The organism is Paraburkholderia dipogonis (assembly GCF_042680985.1).
Classification (GTDB): Bacteria; Pseudomonadota; Gammaproteobacteria; order Burkholderiales; family Burkholderiaceae; genus Paraburkholderia; species Paraburkholderia phytofirmans.
This window is the reverse complement of record NZ_JBHUFR010000021.1, coordinates 161,598-178,407: the sequence shown is the minus strand read 5'-3', so window position 1 is coordinate 178,407 and position 16,810 is coordinate 161,598. Positions and strand designations below refer to the sequence as shown.

The following is a 16,810-nucleotide window of genomic DNA, read 5'->3' as shown; positions in this document are numbered from 1 at the left end:
AGCCGCGCAAGGCGGCATCCGTTCCCGGAAAGCCGGTTCAGCCGGCCGACCCAATAATAAGAACTACGTGCCGAAGTGAGGCGCGCTCGTTCCCTCAGCCCGCCTCGTGCGGGCTTTTTTCTTGTCTTCCGGCTTTTCGGCCCCTTCGTCCATACGCTAAACAGGCGGCTTTTTTACCGTCATCTCCGCGCATCGGAAAGACCGGCCTCGTCGCACAATTTCCTCCATAGAACATTTTGCGCCGAGACCATGACTCTCCTGTACGAGCAGCCGCCTGCTGAACCCCTGACGCCCGAACAACAACTCGAGCAGGACATCGCGCTCGTGTTGCAAACGGCGCTCGACCATCACCACAAGGGCGAATTCGAGGACGCGCAAGCGCTGTATCAGGCCATTCTCGACGCGAATCCCAAACACGCCGACGTGCTGTACAACCTCGGCGTGCTGCTGGGCCAGACCGCCCGTACGCCGGAAGCCCTGCCACTTTTCGAGCAGTGCCTGGGACTGCATCCTCACAACGGCCAGTACTGGGCCGCCTACATCAGCGCGCTGATCGACGCCGGCGAAACCGCCGCCGCATGGCTGGCGCTCGAGATGGGTCAGAAGCAGGGCTTGAAGGGACCGGCGGTGGACGGCTTGATCGTGCGCATGGCCAATCCGGGCAAAGTCATCCACACCTTGCCGGTCGCGGCGCAGAAGCCGCAAGCTGAGCCGGCCGCTGCAACAGACACGCCGCCGGCGGCGGAAAGCACGCGCACCACCATCGCATCGGGCCGCCGGGTCAGCCAGCAGGAGACCAACCGCTACACGGCCCTCTACAACAAAGGCAATGTCGTCGAGGCAGTGAAACTCGCCCGCTCCCTGACGCAACGCTTCCCCGCCGACGGCAATTCGTGGCGCTGGCTCGGCATCGCGCTGCACCGTCTGGGCCGCTATGACGAAGCACTTGCCCCGCTGCGCAAAGCCGCTGAACTGTTTCCCGAGGAACTCGAAAGCCGCACCGTGCTGGCCGATACGCTGCGCCTGAAAGGCTTGCCGGCGGAAACCGAGCAGGAGTGCCGCAAGATCCTCGCGATCAACCCGGAATACGCCGAAGCGCAGCGGATCTTCGGCATGTCGCTGGTTCATCAGGGCCGCGTGGCCGAGGGCCTGGCCGCCGCACGACGCGCGATCGAACTCACGCCGAACAATTCCACCGTCTACAGCACGCTCGGCGTGTTGCTGCTCGATCTCGGCTTCGTGAGCGAAGCGGAGAAAGAATTCCGCGCCGCGCTGGAGAAGGATCCGAAAGACCACATCGCGGCCAACAACTTCCTCTTCACGCTGTCGCACAACCCGGAGATCGATCACGGCACGCTGTTCGCCGAGCACACCAACTTCGCGCGTCAGCATGAAGATCCGGTGCGCGCGCAGTGGCCGCGTCACGTGAACAAACGCTCGCCGGATCGCAAGCTGAAGATCGGCCTCGTTTCGGGCGACCTGTTCCGCCACGCCGTCGCGTCGTATTTGCTGCCGATCATGGAGCATCTGGCCAAGGACCCGAATCTGTCCTTGCATGTGTACAACAACCACATCGCCGAAGACGATTACACGCAGTTGCTGCGCAATTGCGCCGATGAATGGCAGCAGATCACCGGCATGCCGGACGCGCAACTCGCCAACAAGATCCGCGACGAACGCATCGACATTCTGTTCGATCTGTCGGGCCACACGGGCCGCAACCGGCTGCTGACGTTCGCGCGAAAGCCCGCGCCGATTCAGGTGACCTGGATGGGTTATCCGGGCACGACCGGCCTGAGCGCGATGGACTATTACCTGGCGGACAAGTACGGCGTGCCGTTCGGGCCGGCGGAAAACCAGTTCTCCGAAAAGATCGTCCATCTGCCGTCGAGCGCGACGTTCCTGCCGGAGCAGAGCGCGCCGCCGGTCAATATTCTGCCGGCCATGCATAACGGCTACGTCACGTTCGGCAGTTTCAACCGCCTGAACAAACTGCGCCGCGACGTGATCGCCTTGTGGGCCGAGTTGCTGCGCGCACAGCCGAGCGCAAAAATGTTGCTCGGCGCGATCGCCACCGACGAAGACGAACAGTTGCTGATCGACTGGTTCGCTGGAGAAGGCATCGAGCGCGAGCGGTTGATGTTCCGCCGCCGTTCGACCATTCCAGTCTATCTGCAACAGCATTTCCACGTCGATATCTGCCTGGACACGTTCCCGTACACGGGTTCGACCACGGTGCTGAACTCGTTGTGGATGGGCGTGCCCACGCTGACTATCGCCGGCGACACGCTGGCGAGCCGCGCCGGTACGACCTGGATGTCGCATGTCGGGCTCGATGACTTCGTGGTCGCGAACAAGGAAGAATTCGTTGCGCGCGGCGTGGCATTGGCCTCCGACATTCCCGCGCTCGCCGACATCCGCACCGGCCTGCGCGAACGCTGCGCGGCCTCGGCGGCATTCCGTCCCGAGGTGGTCGCGGCAGGCGTCTCACGTGCACTGCGGATCATGTGGCAACGCTGGTGCGCCGGCGAACCGGCCGCCGCCTTCGAAGTTTCGATGGAAGACGTAACCGGCGCCGCCAGCGAAGCGCCCGTGCTGTCCGAACAAGGGGAATCCAAGTGAATGCAGCTTTGCCGCTTCGCGCTATCGAGTCACCGATCGAGTCGCCGATCGACGAGCGTATCTACGTTACCCAGCCGCATCTCGCGCCGCTTGAAGAGTTCATCCCCTATCTCCAGCAGATCTGGGACAGCAAGGTGCTGACCAACGGCGGTCCGTTTCACCAGCAGTTCGAAGCGGCGCTGTGCAAGTACCTCGGCGTCAAGCACCTTGCCTTGTTCACGAATGGAACGCTGGCATTGCTCACCGCGTTGCAGGCGCTGCGCGTGACGGGCGAAGTGATCACCACGCCCTATTCGTTCGTCGCGACCGCGCACTCGCTGGTATGGAACGGCATCAAGCCGGTGTTCGTCGACGTCGATCCGGACACGCTCAATCTCGATCCCGCGAAGATCGAAGCGGCCATCACGTCGCAGACCACCGCGATCATGCCGGTGCATTGCTACGGCAAGCCGTGCGATGTCGACGCCATCCAGAAGATTGCCGACAACTACAACCTGAAGGTGATCTACGACGCCGCGCATGCGTTCGGCGTTCAGACCGACACCGGCAGCGTGCTCGAACACGGCGATCTGGCGGTGCTGAGCTTTCACGCCACCAAGGTGTTCAACACTTTCGAAGGCGGCGCGATCATCTGCCAGGACGCGAAGACCAAGCAGCGTATCGACCATCTGAAGAACTTCGGTTTCGTCGATGAAACGACGGTGGTGGCCTCCGGCATCAACGGCAAGATGAGCGAGATCAATGCCGCGTTCGGTCTGCTGCAACTCCAGCACATCGACGAAGCATTGGCCCGGCGCGCGCAGATCGATGCGATGTATCGCGAACGGCTGCGCGACATTCCCGGCATCCGCTGCATGCAGAAGGCCGGCGAGAAAGTGGCGAATCACTCGTACTTCCCGATCCTCGTCGGTCCGGAATTCCCGATCAGCCGCGACGCGCTGTATCAGAAGTTCCGCGATCACGACATCTACGCGCGCCGCTACTTCTATCCGCTGATTTCCGACTTCCCGATTTATCGCGGTCTGCCGTCGGCACACCGTGAAAATCTGCCGATCGCGCACGCCGCCGCGCAACAGGTGCTGTGTCTGCCGATTTTCCCGGCGCTGACCGACGGCATGCTCGAGCGCATCGTCGGACTCATCGCGGACTGCTGATCATGACGTCCTCTGTTCGATCCGACCGGGTGCAAGCGCGCATTCTCGATATCGCCGGATTTCTGCCCGAGCAGATCCTGACGAACGAGCAGCTCGCCGCGCTCTATCCGGAATGGCCGGCGGACAAGATCCTGGCCAAGACCGGTATTCAGCAAAGGCATATCGCGTCGGCCGAACAGACCGCGGCGGACCTGGCTTACGAAGCGGCGCGCAATCTCTTCGCCCAGGGCGCGGTGAACGCGCAAGACGTCGACTTCGTCATTCTGTGCACGCAGGCACCCGACTATGTGCTGCCCACTTCGGCCTGCCTGTTGCAGCACCGGCTCGGCATTGCGACTCACGCCGGCGCGCTCGACGTGAATCTCGGCTGCTCGGGCTACGTGTACGGACTCTCGCTCGCCAAGGGTCTGGTGGAAACGGGCGCCGCCCGCTGCGTGCTGCTGCTGACCGCCGACACCTATTCGAAATACGTGCACCCGCTCGACAAAAGCGTTCGCACCCTGTTCGGCGACGGCGCCAGCGCGACGGCGATCACCGCTGCCCCGGACGGCGACGCATCGATCGGCCCTTTCGTGTTCGGCACGGACGGGCGCGGCGCGCAAAACCTGATCGTCAAGGCGGGACTGTTTCGCGAGCCGAAGAGCGCGCAAAGCGCCCTCGAGACGACCGATGCGTCCGGCAACGTGCGCACCGACGAACATCTGTACATGAACGGCGCCGAAGTGATGGCCTTCTCGCTTGCCGAAGTGCCTAAAGCGGCGACAGCGCTGCTCGAAAAGGCCGGCATGGATCGCGAGGAAATCGACTTCTTCGTGCTGCATCAGGCGAACCGTTTCATGCTCGAAGCACTGCGCAAGAAGATGAAGGTCCCGGAAGCAAAGTTTCCGATCCTGATGGAGCAATGCGGCAACACCGTTTCCTCGACGGTTCCGCTCGCATTGAAGCAGATGAAAGACGACGGCCTGCTCACGCACGGCAGTCGGTTGATGTTGTTGGGCTTTGGCGTCGGCTACTCATGGGCCGGCTGCATGGTGACTTACTAGCAGGAGTGGACATGGAAAACTTTTACGAAGGAATGGCCGAAATCTTCGAGATCGACGCGAGCCTGATTACGCCGGACCTCGATTTGCACGAGCACAACTGGGATTCGCTCGCCGTCGTGTCGACGATCGCTCTCGTCGACGACTGCTTCAACGTGATGCTGAGCGGCCAGACGTTGAACAATTGCAACACCATCGCCGACATCGAAGCACTGATCAGCACGGCGAAGAAAGCAGCCTAAGGAGTTGAGCATGAGTTCGCCGGACTTCAGCGCAGGGCGCGAGTTACGCACGCAAGGCGCTCGCATCGCAGGCGTGGTGTCGTGCGTGCCGTCGAGACAGGTGGATAACGACTACTTCCTCGAGCGGTTCGATGCATCCGCTGTCCGCGACGTCGTCAAGATGATCGGCGTCAACCGGCGCCGCTGGGCCGACGCGCAGACGAGCACCGGCGATCTGTGCCGCAAAGCCGGTGAGAAGCTGCTCGCCGGACTCGGCTGGCAGGCGGACTCGATCGACGCGCTGATCTTCGTCTCGCAAACGCCGGACTACCGCCTGCCCGGCACGGCGTTCGTGCTACAGGCGGAAATGGGTTTGCCGAGCGCGTGTCTCGCCTTCGACATCAACCTCGGCTGCTCCGGCTATCCGCAAGCGCTGTGGCTCGGCATGAACCTGATTCAGACCGGCGCGGCGAAGCGCGTGCTGCTCGCGGTGGGCGACACGATCAGCAAGATGATCGACCCGACCGACCGCTCCACCACGCTGCTGTTCGGCGACGCGGGCACGATGACGGCGCTCGAAGCGTCGGACAGCGAGGCGGCCGCGCACTTCATCATCGGTGCGGACGGCAAGGGCGTGCGTAATCTGATCGTGCCGTCGGGCGGCTTCAAGTCGTATGACGCCGCCGGCGACGAACGCATGGCCGGCAAATCGCCGCAATGCCTCTTCATGGACGGCGGCGAGATTTTCAATTTCACGCTGAGCGCGGTGCCGAAGCTGGTCTCGCGCACGCTCGATATCGCCGGCCGCGACAAGGACACGTACGACGCGTTCCTGTTCCATCAGGCCAACCTGTTCATGCTCAAGCATCTGGCCAAGAAAGCCGGCCTGCCGGCTGAACGCGTGCCGACTAATATCGGCGACTACGGCAATACGAGTTGTGCATCGATTCCGTTGCTGATGACCACCGAACTGAAACACCGCCTGATGGAAGAAACGCTGCAGCTGGGCATGTTCGGCTTCGGCGTCGGGTATTCGTGGGCTTCGGCGGCGCTCGCGGTCGGGCCGCTCACCATCGTGGACACGATCGAGACATGACACTCTTTGCTGACAACTGCCTCGCCGGCGGCCTCTATCTCGTGACCGGCGCGTCGTCGGGCATCGGCCAGACCAGCGCGAAACTGATCGCCAGCCTTGGCGGCCGCGTGATTGCCGCCGGGCGCGACGAGGCTCGCCTTCAGGCGACGCTCGCCGGGCTTCACGGCAGCGGCCATGCTGCCGCCGTTGCATCGCTCGCAGACGCCGATCAAACCGCCGAATGGGTGAGTCACCTCGCGGAAACGCACGGCACGTTTGCCGGCGTGTTTCACGCGGCCGGCGTCGAGTTGATTCGTCCCGCGAAGCTGACGAAACAGGAACAATTGGATCAGGTGTTCGGCAGCAGTTTGTATGCGGCGTTCGGTATTGCCCGCGCCGGCAGCAAGAAAAACGTGATCGCGGATGGCGGTTCGCTCGTCTTCATGTCGTCGGTAGCTGGTTCGACGGGTCAGGCGGGTATGACGGCTTACTCCGCCGCCAAGGCGGCCATCGACGGACTGGTCCGCTCGCTTGCCTGCGAAATGGCTCCGCGCAAGATTCGCGTCAACTCGATCGCGGCCGGCGCTGTTCACACCGCCATGCATGAGCGGCTGACGGGCGGCAGCCCCGACGAAGCGCTCGCGGCCTACGAAAAGAGCCACCTGCTCGGCTTCGGCCAGGCCGACGACGTCGCGCAATCCGCGCTGTTCCTGCTGAGCGAGGCGAGCCGCTGGATCACCGGCACCACGCTCGTCGTCGACGGCGGATATAAGGTTCGATGATGGCGAAGCGACTGATCGTGGCTGGCTGCGGCGCTTTCGCGCGCGAGCTGATCAACTGGGCGCAAGACGCGGCGGACGCGGGCCAGGGCGTGAGCATCACTGCGTTTCTCGACGCCAATCCGGCCGCGCTGGAAGGCTATCCGTACCAGCTCGAATGGCGTGGCGACATCGACAACTATTGCCCGCAAGATGGCGAAGCCTTGCTCGTCGCTATCGGCGACCCTGCTGCCAAACGCGCCGTGGTGGCGCGCCTGCGTGAGCGCGGCGCGCTGTTCGCGACCCTCGTGCATCCGAGCGCCGTCATCGCGCGCTCCGCCGTGCTCGGCGAAGGTGTGGTGGTGTGCCCTCAAGCGGTGGTGTCGGCCGACGCCCATGTCGGCGACTTCGTCGCGGTCAACGTGCAGTCGAGCGTCGGCCACGACGTCAAACTCGGCGCCTACTCGACGCTCAGCTCGCACGTCGATCTGACCGGCTACGTGCAAACCGGCGAAGGCGTATTTTTCGGCAGCGGCGCGAAAATCCTGCCGAAGCTGAAGATCGGCGCACGCGCGAAAATCGGCGCCGGCGCCATCGTGATGCGCTCGGTGGCTGAAGACGCCGTGATCTACACCGCGCCCGCCAGGAAGCTCTGAGATGACGCTCGACCGGATTCTGTTCGAACAGTACTGGCATCTTGCCTGCCATCGCCGTGAGCTCGCCGACGACGGCGACTTCATCAAGTTCGACGGCGTGTCGGGCGAGATCGTCCTGTTCAACGACAACGGCGAGATCGTTGCATTCGACAACCGCTGTCCGCACCGCGGCGCGCGCATTTATACCGATGAGCACGGCAATCGGCCGGCGACCTGCGGCTATCACGGCTGGACTTATAAGAACGGGACGATCATCGTACCGGAGAAGGCGCGCTTCAAGTCGTGCGATATCGACCGCGCGCGCTTCAACACATTCCAGGTCGACTGGTGCGGCGACTTCGTGTTTTTCGCGATCAAGCCGCGCACGGGCTTGTACGAACAGTTGGGCAAGAGCGCGGATATCCTCGAGAACATTTCGTTCAATGTCGACCGGCGCCTCGATCTGAACCGCTACGACTACGAGTGCTATTGGCCGCTCGCCGTCGAGAACGCACTCGAGCCGTATCACATCGCCGCCGTCCACACGGAAACGCTCGCCACCTTGCAACTCGGCGACGGTCAGAACGTGTTCGACGGCGCCAATTCGATCTGGTACGCGCCACTCGGCAATGCACGTCTTGCCAACCAGTTGGCGCGCCTGCGCAGGCTGTTCAACATCGACTACCAGTACGAGGGATATATGAGTCTCTATATCTTCCCGTTCACGATGATTTCGTCGACGTACGGCTACTCGTATTCGCTGCAGAACTTCTTCCCGGCGGGGCAAGGCGAAAGCCGCACGCGGTTCACCAGCCGACTGTACGCATCCAACACGCTGAGTGAAAACGCCACGCGCGTGCTCGATTCGTTTTTCGAATCCACCGTACGAATGAACCGGCAAGTATTCGAAGAGGATCACGAGGTCTGCAAGCTGCTTCCCCGGGACTCGTGGTCGATGGAGCCGCTCAAATATGCATCCGATCTAGAATCGAAAATTCTTCATTTCAGGCAGACATACCGCGAAAGCGCTTGTGTACAACACACCAATCATCAACTTTCGAAATCATGACAAATACTGACAACAAGATCGATCACCCTTCAAAAATGATTCACATCCGCCCCACTCACCTGTTGTCGATCCCGGATGATTTTGAAGAAGAAATCAAATTCTTTATGCCACCAGCGCAAGGCGCCGGCTCGCTTACGACGATTGAGTCGGTGATGCTGCTGAAACTTCTGCGATGCGTCGAGCCGACGTTCATATTCGAATTTGGTACATATAAGGGTTATACGACGCGCCTGTTGCTGGAGAATCTCCCGGAGAGCAATGTCGAATGCGAACGGATTTATACCCTTGACCTGCCAGAGATTGACAATATCGATTTTCAAGGGGGCGACAAAAACCTTGCGCTGGAGGCACTCAACTTCAAACGAAAATACCTGAATTCCAGCAAAAAAAATCTGGTTAAACAGATTTTTCAGGACTCGATGACGCTTGATGCGGCACAATACACGAAGAAATTTCAGTATATTTTTGTCGATGCAAATCACGAAGTCAGCTACGTCAAAAAGGACACCGAAAATTCTCTGAAAATGCTGGCGGACTCGCCCAGCTGCATCATCTGGCACGACTACGGAAACCGTGAATTTCCGCAGTTGACGCAATATCTTGACGATCTCGCGTCCGACATGACGCTTTACCACATCGAAGGCACGATGCTCGTTTTCCACTTGAAGGGCGTCGAAGTCCCGGTTCGGAAACCCTGAACAACCGCATCTTTATTATCGCGACAACATTCAAGCGGGAATTATTATGGCCACCCCATCCGAATTCGACAATAGCACCTTTTCATTGGCGCGGGACCATCTCGCCGCGTTCGTTAAAAGAACTGCCACTAAACTCAGCGGCCAAAGCGGGCGATTGCTTGAAGTAGGCCCCCAGGAACGTTTATTGGTCAGGGAGACCTTTAATAATTTTTCGGTTGACACATTTGACGTAGTTGACAACTATAAACCAACAATTGTCGGCGACATTACAAAACATAATTCAACCATTCCCGACGCCACATACGATTGCGTTGTTTGCATGGAGGTCATCGAACACACGGTGAATCCATTTGATACGATCAAGGAAATCAGAAGAATTCTGAGGCATGAGGGATTTCTGCTGATTTCGGCGCCGCTCAACTGGCGTATTCACGGACCGAGCCCGGATTGCTGGCGCATTACGGAACATGGCTGGAATGCTCTGCTGCGCGACTTCGACATTATCGAGATCGATATTCTGGAATCGCCTGGGCGGGAACTGTTTCCCATCAGATACAACGTGCTCGCCAAGTGCAATAAATTCAAGAACACTCAAGATAGCGAACTTACGTTCCGATTCATCTAGTCGTCGACATGAAAAATACCTTGGCATCCGTTGAGGCGGTCATCGATCAGATCGCTTCGCAGACGTTCAACCCGGACGTCTTCAAAGAGACTGGCGTATTCGTGATGCGCAACGCGATTCCGCGGCCTGTCGTGCAGGAATGGCAAGCCGAGTGGCAAGCGTTTTACGACGCGCAATTGGCCGAAGGCCGCGACGTCAACAAGGCGAATCCGGTTTCGCTCACCGAGCAATTGCCGCCGAAGCTGGCCTCCATGTACAAGGAGCCGGTTTTTGCCGAGACGTTCAAGCAGATCTTCGGAAATCACGTCGCGCTGTACAACCATCGCTTCGTGATCAAGGACAGGTTCAGCTCGAACAAAGTGTTCCTGCATCAGGACAGTTGCTATCACCTCGGCAATCTGAACAAGTGCAGCATGTTCGTGCCGCTCAGCATCGTCAACGCGGACAACGGCGGTATGTCGTTTTACGCGGGCTCGCACAAACTGGGCGTGCTCGGCGATGCCGGCGAGATCAATCCGGACAGCTTCGAGTTCAAGTGGCCGAAGCTCACGCCGGAACTGAATCCGGGCGACTTCGTGATCATGAACAGCGCGCTATGGCACGAGTCCGGCCCGAATGTGTCGGGTATCGACCGCATCATGGCCGACACCATCGTGCAGCCCGCGGACGATCCCACCGGCAAGGATTTGCTATGCGGCGAATGGCAAACGGATATTTTCTATTCGCCGACCAACTACATTCGCTACTTCGTCAATTCGCGTGTGTTGAAGCTCATCAAGTACGAGAAAGAGCGCGCGGCCGCGGCGGTGTAACGGCGGATTTGCTGCGCATGCACCGCATTGCATGCGCGGCGCCTCTTCGATGGCGCGATGCGTCGCGCGCCGCCGGCCTTATTCAAAGGTCGCATTGACCGAAAGTTGCACCACGTTGCCCTTCGGCCGGTTGCTCACGTTAAATTCGTTGACCCAACGCAACGACGCCGACACCGGCGTCTTCTGCACCTTGCCCGACCAGGTGATCATCGGCCCGAGGCCCACGGAATGGCCCTGAGCGCCGCCGACAATGTCCGCAATGCCGCCGCTGTCGTGGCCGATCTGCTGGACATAACCGCCCACCACGCCGACGCCCCAGCCGTTGCTGAAGCGCTTGAGCGCGAGCAGATCGAGCACGCTGACCGGCGCGTTGTGATAGTGGGTGTCCTTATTGGGCGTGTAGAACTCAAGGCCGTAATTCAACGACAGCTCGATGTTCTCCTTCGGCAGCAACTTCGTATAAGCGATTGTCGGCGTGAAGGTCCATGTGTTCTGTCCGGCATTGGCTAACCGGTTCGAGTTGTACGCACCGGTCGGCGCGTAGATCTGCACGCTGAATGCGACGTGGTCGTTGCTGGTCAGGTGATAGCCGGCAATGACGGGCGTGAAGAAGAAATCGGCGAACTGCGTGCCGTGGTCGTCCGGCAAGCGGCCATGAAACGACGAGATGTCGGTGTACTGAACCGGCACTCCGAACGACGACGCGAAGTTCCAGCCGCCGACCGTAATTCCCCACGTCTTGACCGCGGCGAGGATCGTGTATTCGGCCGTCGCATTGACGCCTTGCGTGACTTGCCCAGCAATCGGAATCGACTTGCTAGTGCCTAGCGAACCTTCGTAGTAGACCGTGGCCGCCGACACGATCCAGTCGCTGGTGGGCGGCACGATGCCGCCGTATGGCGTCACCTGTTGGCCGGTAATCGGACGGCCGATGCCGCCTTCCGTCGCCCACGCTGTCTGGGAAAGACTCACGCCGACGATGGTCACGAGCGCGCCTTTGCACAATCCGGCAACGAGCCGCCAGGCTGCGAGCAAACAGTTAGGTTGACTCATAATCGTCCTCATCGAATGGAAGTCCGGCATTCTCACTCCTGCGGCACCACATCTGGGCAGCCTGCGTCCGCACGCCACACTGCGCGTGCGCGCGCAGGCATCAGGCTTTGCGCACGATTGGTGGCGCGACCGGCGCCCGTGTCGCCGCTTTCCTGTGCCTGGCGATGTGCAGGTCGTCCATGCGCGCCTCAACGCTTGTGCGGTGTGGGAAACGTCAGGCTCGCCCCTCAATGTCGAAAAAATCCCACAACGGCTGCAATTACCGCTTTGGCCCATTAGACTGGCGCTCGCTTGAATTCGACCCACCGCTTTCGATGAGGCTTTCATGATTCGCGCGCTGCACCGGTACTGCATTGCCTTCACCGTTATCCTTCTTTCTGCCTGCTCGGTGACGCCCCGGCAGGACGGCGTGTCGCAGACCGGCGCATCGGCGGCCGCCGCGTTGGCGTCATGGAACGACACGAAGACCACACGGTCGATCGTCGACTTCGTGACGCTGGTGACGACGCCAGAGTCCAAGGATTTCATCCCGCGTGCCGACCGGATCGCTGTATTCGATAACGACGGCACGCTGTGGCCGGAGCAGCCCGCTCCGGTCCAACTAGTGTTCGCGCTGCAACGCGTGAAGACGGTGGCCGCAAGGCATCCGGAATGGAAGCGCCAGGAGCCGTTCCGCTCGATCCTCAAAGGCAATCTCAGGAATGTGGCGGCAAGCGGCGACGCCGGCTCGATGCGGGTGTTGGCCGCGGCCCACGCCGGCATGACGGGCGATCAGTTCGCCGCGCTCGTGCACGAATGGTTCGATTCCGCGAGCGACCCGCGCTTCAACCGGCCTTATGCCGATCTCGCGTATCAGCCCATGCTCGAGTTGCTTGCCTATCTGCGCGCGAATGGCTTCAAGACCTATCTGGTGACGGGCGGCGACGTCGAGTTTGTCCGCGACGTGGCGCAGCGCATGTATGGCATTCCGCCCGAGCAGGTGATCGGCAGCACCGTCAAGTACCGGTACGGCCAGAGTAACGGCGCGGTTTCGCTGACGCGTCTCGCGCAGGTCGACACGTTGCTCGACGGCTCGGCCAAACCGCTGGCCATCGATCGTGTGATCGGCAGGCGTCCGGTGATCGCGTTCGGCAACGCGGATGGCGACGCGCCGATGCTCGAATGGACCTCGGCAGGCGACGGCCCGCGGCTCGCCGCGCTCGTGCATCACACGGACGCGCAGCGCGAATACGCATACGACCGCGCAGCGAAGAGCGGCAAGCTCGACAAAGGTCTGGACGAAGCCGCCGCGAAAGGCTGGCTGGTCGTCGATATGAAAGATGACTGGAGAACCGTGTTCAAGCCGGACGGCGCGACAGCGGCCGCAACGGCGACGACGACCCGGGCAAACTGAGCGTGAAACGCGGAAGGCCGTTGGACAAGCGGCCTTCCGCGACTGTTTTCACCTGTGGCCGGCGGTTCGTCTAGCGGCTCAGCGTAATCGCCAGATACGTGACATAGAGCACCCCGCAAACCAGCAATGCCCACACCGGCACGCCGCGCTCACGCACATTGACCCGCAGCCACGCCGCGGCGACGAGCGTGACTACGATGCCGGTCACCACTTCGATACGCGGCACCCACGGCGTCAGCAGAATGCCGATCGCGGGCAGCAGGGTGCCCTGAAACACCATCGCGCCGGTGATGTTGCCGAACGCCAGCGTGTCCTTGCCGCGGCGAATCCACAGAATGCTGTTGACCTTCTCGGGCAGTTCGGTGGCGATCGGAATGATCAGCAGCGAGAGCAGCAGCGGCGACACGCCGAGCGCCTGCGACACGCCGCGCACACCATGGATGAAGCCTTCCGCGCCCCACACCAGCAACGCGACGGCCAGCGCCAATTGCACCACGATGGTCGCGAGGTTGGTCGGCACGCCGAGGCGCGCGATCAGCATCTTGCCCGGCGCTTCAGTGCCGTGGCCGGCATCGACCAATTCATTCGATGCGCGGAAGGTCATCACCACATAGGTGACGTACACGCCGACCAGCGCCAGGCTGAAGAGCGCGCGCACGATCATCTGCTCATGCGGCACGTACATCGCGGCCGCGGCCAACACGAACGCACACAGGAAATAGTTCAGGTCGCGCGTGAAGCCCGTGCGCTCCGGCGCGACCCAGCCGCGCGCGCCCCGCGAGCCGAGAATCGCGAGCGTCATGAGGAAGGTGGAGAGGGTGGAAAGCATCAGCGGCGCACCGAGAATCGCGCCGACGCCGATCTCCTGATTGACCGCGCTATCCGTCGTGCCGCTGGCGATCGCGAGCAGCGGCACGAGCGTCTCGGGCAACGCGGTGCCGACGGCGGCGAATAGTGAACCCGTCACGCCTTCGGAAATCTTGAGACGTTCACCCAGATGCTCGAGTGCATTGGTGAAGAGCTCAGCCGCCACCAGAATGACGACGAGCATGATGGCAAGTTCGAGCAGGAGGCCGGTCATGCGCGGCACTCCGCAATCAAGCAGACGCGGCGGCGCGGCGGACGGGGAGTAGGGGAAACTGGCAAGTTACGACGATGTTTCACAGGGCGGCTCCGCGGTCGGACGTCGATGACAAACCAATGACGCACCGCCGCCCGTCCGACCAGAACGAGGCAGTGCGTCAATGGTCTCGCCAAACCGACCCGGTCGAACGCGCCATGACCCGCAGGCCAAGTATGTTGACGCGCTCTCCTTCAATGGATGAAGGAAGGCTACTCCCCAGTGACCGAGGGATTCTAACGGCAGGGGGGCGCTTTCAACAACCTTGTTGCGGTGAAGGTGGTTGTTCGGGCTAATCGGTTAGCCAGTGGGCGCGAGTTTAGCGCGTTAGTTGAAGTGATATTGCACGCCGATTGTGAAACTGTTGTTTGTTCTTCGGGTGCCGTCGTGATTGCTGGTATCGGTTGTCCATTCGCCTAGCGCGCTCATGTGTTTTGCAAACTTATATTCGACGCCTAAACCCCAGTGAAGGCGTGTGTCCGGCTTGTCCATTGTCAATCCAACACGTATGTACGGCATACACTGATTGAATGGCATGCCAAGTTTCGCATCGATTCCGCCATCTTTAGAAGTTGTCGAGCCGTGATGCAGATCGGCAAAAACTTCAGCGCCTGCCACGAAGCGGTCGACATCGAAGTTGTATCCCGCTGTAAACCCCGGAAAAACCGTGGTATGCGATGCTTTATTGACGGCGCCTGAGGCATCGGAGGTATTCACGCCCAACTTGAAACCCACATAGGGGCCGGCAAACTCGCTTGCGCCCGTTTGAGGAGCCGCCGATTGCGCGTGGACGAGATTGGATAGCATCATGATCGATGCGGTTAAAATCAGCCGGGTTATTTTGTACATGACCTGCAATAAAACGATTGGCGCGCGAATGGATCGCGACACGTTATTAATCAGTGAAGCGATCTAGAAATGCCGCTCCGGGAATATTCACGCGCGATAGAAATTGCATGATCAAAACATGCTAATTAAGGGGATAGGATGGGGCTATGCGAAATGTCCGCATGGAGACCTTCAAACGTCCGATTCTTAATTTGTGGCACAAATAAAGAGGGACGTTTTCGGACGAATCTGTAAAGGACATGCGAGCGTACGAAAGGCGTCGCCAAAGGACTGTTTGCGGGAATGCGGGGACCTTAGGCGGCACTCGTGCGAACACGACAGGGCCGTAAAAAACAAAAGGGCTTGGCGCACATTGCGTAAGCCCTTGAGCGAGATCGATTCTTTATGGTGCGCCCGGCTGGGATCGAACCAGCAACCCCTGCCTTCGGAGGGCAGTACTCTATCCATTGAGCTACGGGCGCTTCAACACGAAAGCGCGGCACCAGAACGGATGCGACGCCAAAGCGAGACCGAAAGGATACCCGGTTTCCGCCATACCGTCCACCGGACGGCCTGAATGGCGGCCTTCGCGGTGTTTCGCACAACCCGCGCGATGCGGGTAAACGCCTGCTGAACACCGCGCCGCGCCCCTCGCCGCCGTCGAAATGTTCCGTCTATAATCGTCCGTGGCTGATTAAAGAACAAGAAGTTGCCGTCACGCTGTACCGCTCACATACCCACGGAGACGAGACAAGCATGAGCGAAGCACCACACGGAGCCCCGATCAAAACCCCCGGGCAGCTCATCGCCGCGATCATCGCCAGTTTTGCGGTACCGATCGTCATCATCGTTCTGCTGGTGATCTACGTCGACAATTCGACGCGCACCGGCGCCGGCACCGACTCTCTCTCCGAAGCCGAGGTCACCGCCCGCATCAAGCCATTTGCCCAGGTCGACATTCGCGACGCCAACGCGCCGCGCGTCTACAAGAGCGGCGAGGAAGTCTATAAGGCGGTGTGCTCCGCGTGTCACGCGTCGGGCGCGGCAGGCGCGCCGAAATTCACCAATACCGCCGACTGGGCACCGCGCATCGCGCAGGGCTTCGACACGCTGCTGCACACGGCGCTCACCGGCAAAGGCGCGATGCCCCCGCGAGGCGGCACCAGCCCGGACGACTACAGCGATTTCGAAATCGCCCGCGCGGTCGCCTACATGGCCAACAATTCCGGCGGAAGTTTCCCTGAACCGGCTCAGCCGGCAGCGGGCGCGCCAGCGGCGGCATCCGGTGCCGCCGCCGCGGCGCCGGCCGGCGCTTCCGACGCGGGTGCGGCTCAGGCCGCCGCGGCGATGGCCGCCATGGCGAGCGTGCCGCAAGCAGCCGCGCCGGCAGCAGCTGGCGCGCAAAGCGCGGACGCGTCGCAGGCCGGCAAGGCGTTGTATCAGCAGGTTTGCCAGGCTTGTCATGCGGCCGGCGTGTTGAACGCGCCGAAGTTTGGTGACAAGGACGCCTGGGCGCCGCGTCTGAAAGAGCCGATGGACACGGTCTATAACTACGCGCTGCACGGCAAGGGCGCGATGCCTCCGAAGGGCGGCTCGACAGCATCCGACGCGGACGTGAAGGCCGCCGTCGACTACATGGTCAGCGCGGTGAAGTAAAACGCTCGCGGCGTTATCCGCACCACTAAAAAATCCCTGCACCGCGGCAAC

General features: G+C 60.9%; 16 protein-coding genes, 1 tRNA gene and 1 riboswitch. Of the genes, 13 read left to right on the top strand and 4 right to left on the bottom strand.

Going from position 1 to position 16,810, the window contains the following annotated elements; genetic code table 11:
* Positions 1–249: 249 nt before the first annotated feature.
* The 11 genes from ACFSNN_RS26500 to ACFSNN_RS26450 are packed head-to-tail and all read left to right on the top strand — an operon-like array spanning position 250 to position 10,709.
* Positions 250–2,622, top strand: coding sequence for an O-linked N-acetylglucosamine transferase family protein (locus tag ACFSNN_RS26500; protein WP_134457534.1), 2,373 nt, complete (start codon positions 250–252; stop codon positions 2,620–2,622).
* A complete protein-coding gene (locus ACFSNN_RS26495) occupies positions 2,619–3,776 on the top strand; it encodes a DegT/DnrJ/EryC1/StrS family aminotransferase (protein WP_134457533.1) in 1,158 nt (385 codons plus the stop codon). Before ACFSNN_RS26500 ends, ACFSNN_RS26495 begins: the two co-directional genes overlap by 4 nt.
* Positions 3,777–3,778: 2 nt before the next feature.
* A complete protein-coding gene (locus tag ACFSNN_RS26490; protein WP_134457532.1) occupies positions 3,779–4,819 on the top strand; it encodes a ketoacyl-ACP synthase III in 1,041 nt (346 codons plus the stop codon).
* An 11-nt stretch (positions 4,820–4,830) separates the two neighbouring features.
* The gene (locus ACFSNN_RS26485) at positions 4,831–5,058 is read left to right on the top strand and encodes an acyl carrier protein (protein ID WP_134457531.1); all 228 of its coding nucleotides are present in this window, start codon (positions 4,831–4,833) and stop codon (positions 5,056–5,058) included.
* A 10-nt stretch (positions 5,059–5,068) separates the two neighbouring features.
* Positions 5,069–6,133, top strand: coding sequence for a ketoacyl-ACP synthase III (locus ACFSNN_RS26480; protein ID WP_134457530.1), 1,065 nt, complete (start codon positions 5,069–5,071; stop codon positions 6,131–6,133).
* Complete coding sequence (locus ACFSNN_RS26475; RefSeq protein ID WP_134457529.1) at positions 6,130–6,894, top strand: SDR family NAD(P)-dependent oxidoreductase; 765 nt, start codon at positions 6,130–6,132, stop codon at positions 6,892–6,894. The genes ACFSNN_RS26480 and ACFSNN_RS26475 overlap by 4 nt, the downstream gene beginning before the upstream one ends.
* The gene (locus ACFSNN_RS26470) at positions 6,894–7,526 is read left to right on the top strand and encodes an acetyltransferase (protein ID WP_134459074.1); all 633 of its coding nucleotides are present in this window, start codon (positions 6,894–6,896) and stop codon (positions 7,524–7,526) included. The genes ACFSNN_RS26475 and ACFSNN_RS26470 overlap by 1 nt, the downstream gene beginning before the upstream one ends.
* Before the next feature lies 1 nt (position 7,527).
* Positions 7,528–8,574 carry an aromatic ring-hydroxylating oxygenase subunit alpha gene (locus tag ACFSNN_RS26465; protein WP_134457528.1) on the top strand — a complete coding sequence of 349 codons (1,047 nt, stop codon included), beginning with the start codon at positions 7,528–7,530 and terminating at the stop codon, positions 8,572–8,574.
* Positions 8,571–9,272: a class I SAM-dependent methyltransferase gene (locus ACFSNN_RS26460; RefSeq protein ID WP_134457527.1), complete on the top strand. Its 702-nt coding sequence runs from the start codon at positions 8,571–8,573 to the stop codon at positions 9,270–9,272. The genes ACFSNN_RS26465 and ACFSNN_RS26460 overlap by 4 nt, the downstream gene beginning before the upstream one ends.
* Before the next feature lie 46 nt (positions 9,273–9,318).
* The gene (locus ACFSNN_RS26455) at positions 9,319–9,897 is read left to right on the top strand and encodes a class I SAM-dependent methyltransferase (protein ID WP_134457526.1); all 579 of its coding nucleotides are present in this window, start codon (positions 9,319–9,321) and stop codon (positions 9,895–9,897) included.
* 8 nt (positions 9,898–9,905) lie between these two features.
* Complete coding sequence (locus ACFSNN_RS26450; protein ID WP_134457525.1) at positions 9,906–10,709, top strand: phytanoyl-CoA dioxygenase family protein; 804 nt, start codon at positions 9,906–9,908, stop codon at positions 10,707–10,709.
* Between the two features lie 78 nt (positions 10,710–10,787).
* Here the strand turns inward: ACFSNN_RS26450 and ACFSNN_RS26445 are convergent, their stop codons facing one another.
* A complete protein-coding gene (locus ACFSNN_RS26445) occupies positions 10,788–11,762 on the bottom strand; it encodes a SphA family protein (RefSeq protein ID WP_244322804.1) in 975 nt (324 codons plus the stop codon).
* Positions 11,763–12,087: 325 nt separating this feature from the next.
* On the opposite strand from ACFSNN_RS26445, the gene ACFSNN_RS26440 reads away from it, so the two are divergent.
* Positions 12,088–13,155 carry an HAD family hydrolase gene (locus ACFSNN_RS26440; protein WP_134457523.1) on the top strand — a complete coding sequence of 356 codons (1,068 nt, stop codon included), beginning with the start codon at positions 12,088–12,090 and terminating at the stop codon, positions 13,153–13,155.
* Between the two features lie 70 nt (positions 13,156–13,225).
* Here ACFSNN_RS26440 and ACFSNN_RS26435 read toward each other — a convergent pair whose 3' ends face one another.
* The 3 genes from ACFSNN_RS26435 to ACFSNN_RS26425 all read right to left on the bottom strand — a co-directional run bounded on the left by ACFSNN_RS26435 (position 13,226) and on the right by ACFSNN_RS26425 (position 15,585).
* Complete coding sequence (locus tag ACFSNN_RS26435) at positions 13,226–14,236, bottom strand: sodium:calcium antiporter (protein WP_134457522.1); 1,011 nt, start codon at positions 14,234–14,236, stop codon at positions 13,226–13,228.
* A gap of 100 nt (positions 14,237–14,336) precedes the next feature.
* A riboswitch (yybP-ykoY riboswitch) is annotated at positions 14,337–14,508 on the bottom strand.
* A gap of 94 nt (positions 14,509–14,602) precedes the next feature.
* The gene (locus ACFSNN_RS26430; RefSeq protein WP_244322803.1) at positions 14,603–15,166 is read right to left on the bottom strand and encodes an outer membrane protein; all 564 of its coding nucleotides are present in this window, start codon (positions 15,164–15,166) and stop codon (positions 14,603–14,605) included.
* A gap of 343 nt (positions 15,167–15,509) precedes the next feature.
* Positions 15,510–15,585, bottom strand: a tRNA-Arg gene (locus tag ACFSNN_RS26425).
* A gap of 274 nt (positions 15,586–15,859) precedes the next feature.
* Here ACFSNN_RS26425 and ACFSNN_RS26420 point away from each other — a divergent pair.
* On the top strand, positions 15,860–16,759 hold the full coding sequence (locus tag ACFSNN_RS26420; RefSeq protein WP_134457521.1) for a c-type cytochrome: 900 nt from the start codon (positions 15,860–15,862) through the stop codon (positions 16,757–16,759).
* The last annotated feature ends 51 nt before the right edge of the window (positions 16,760–16,810 follow it).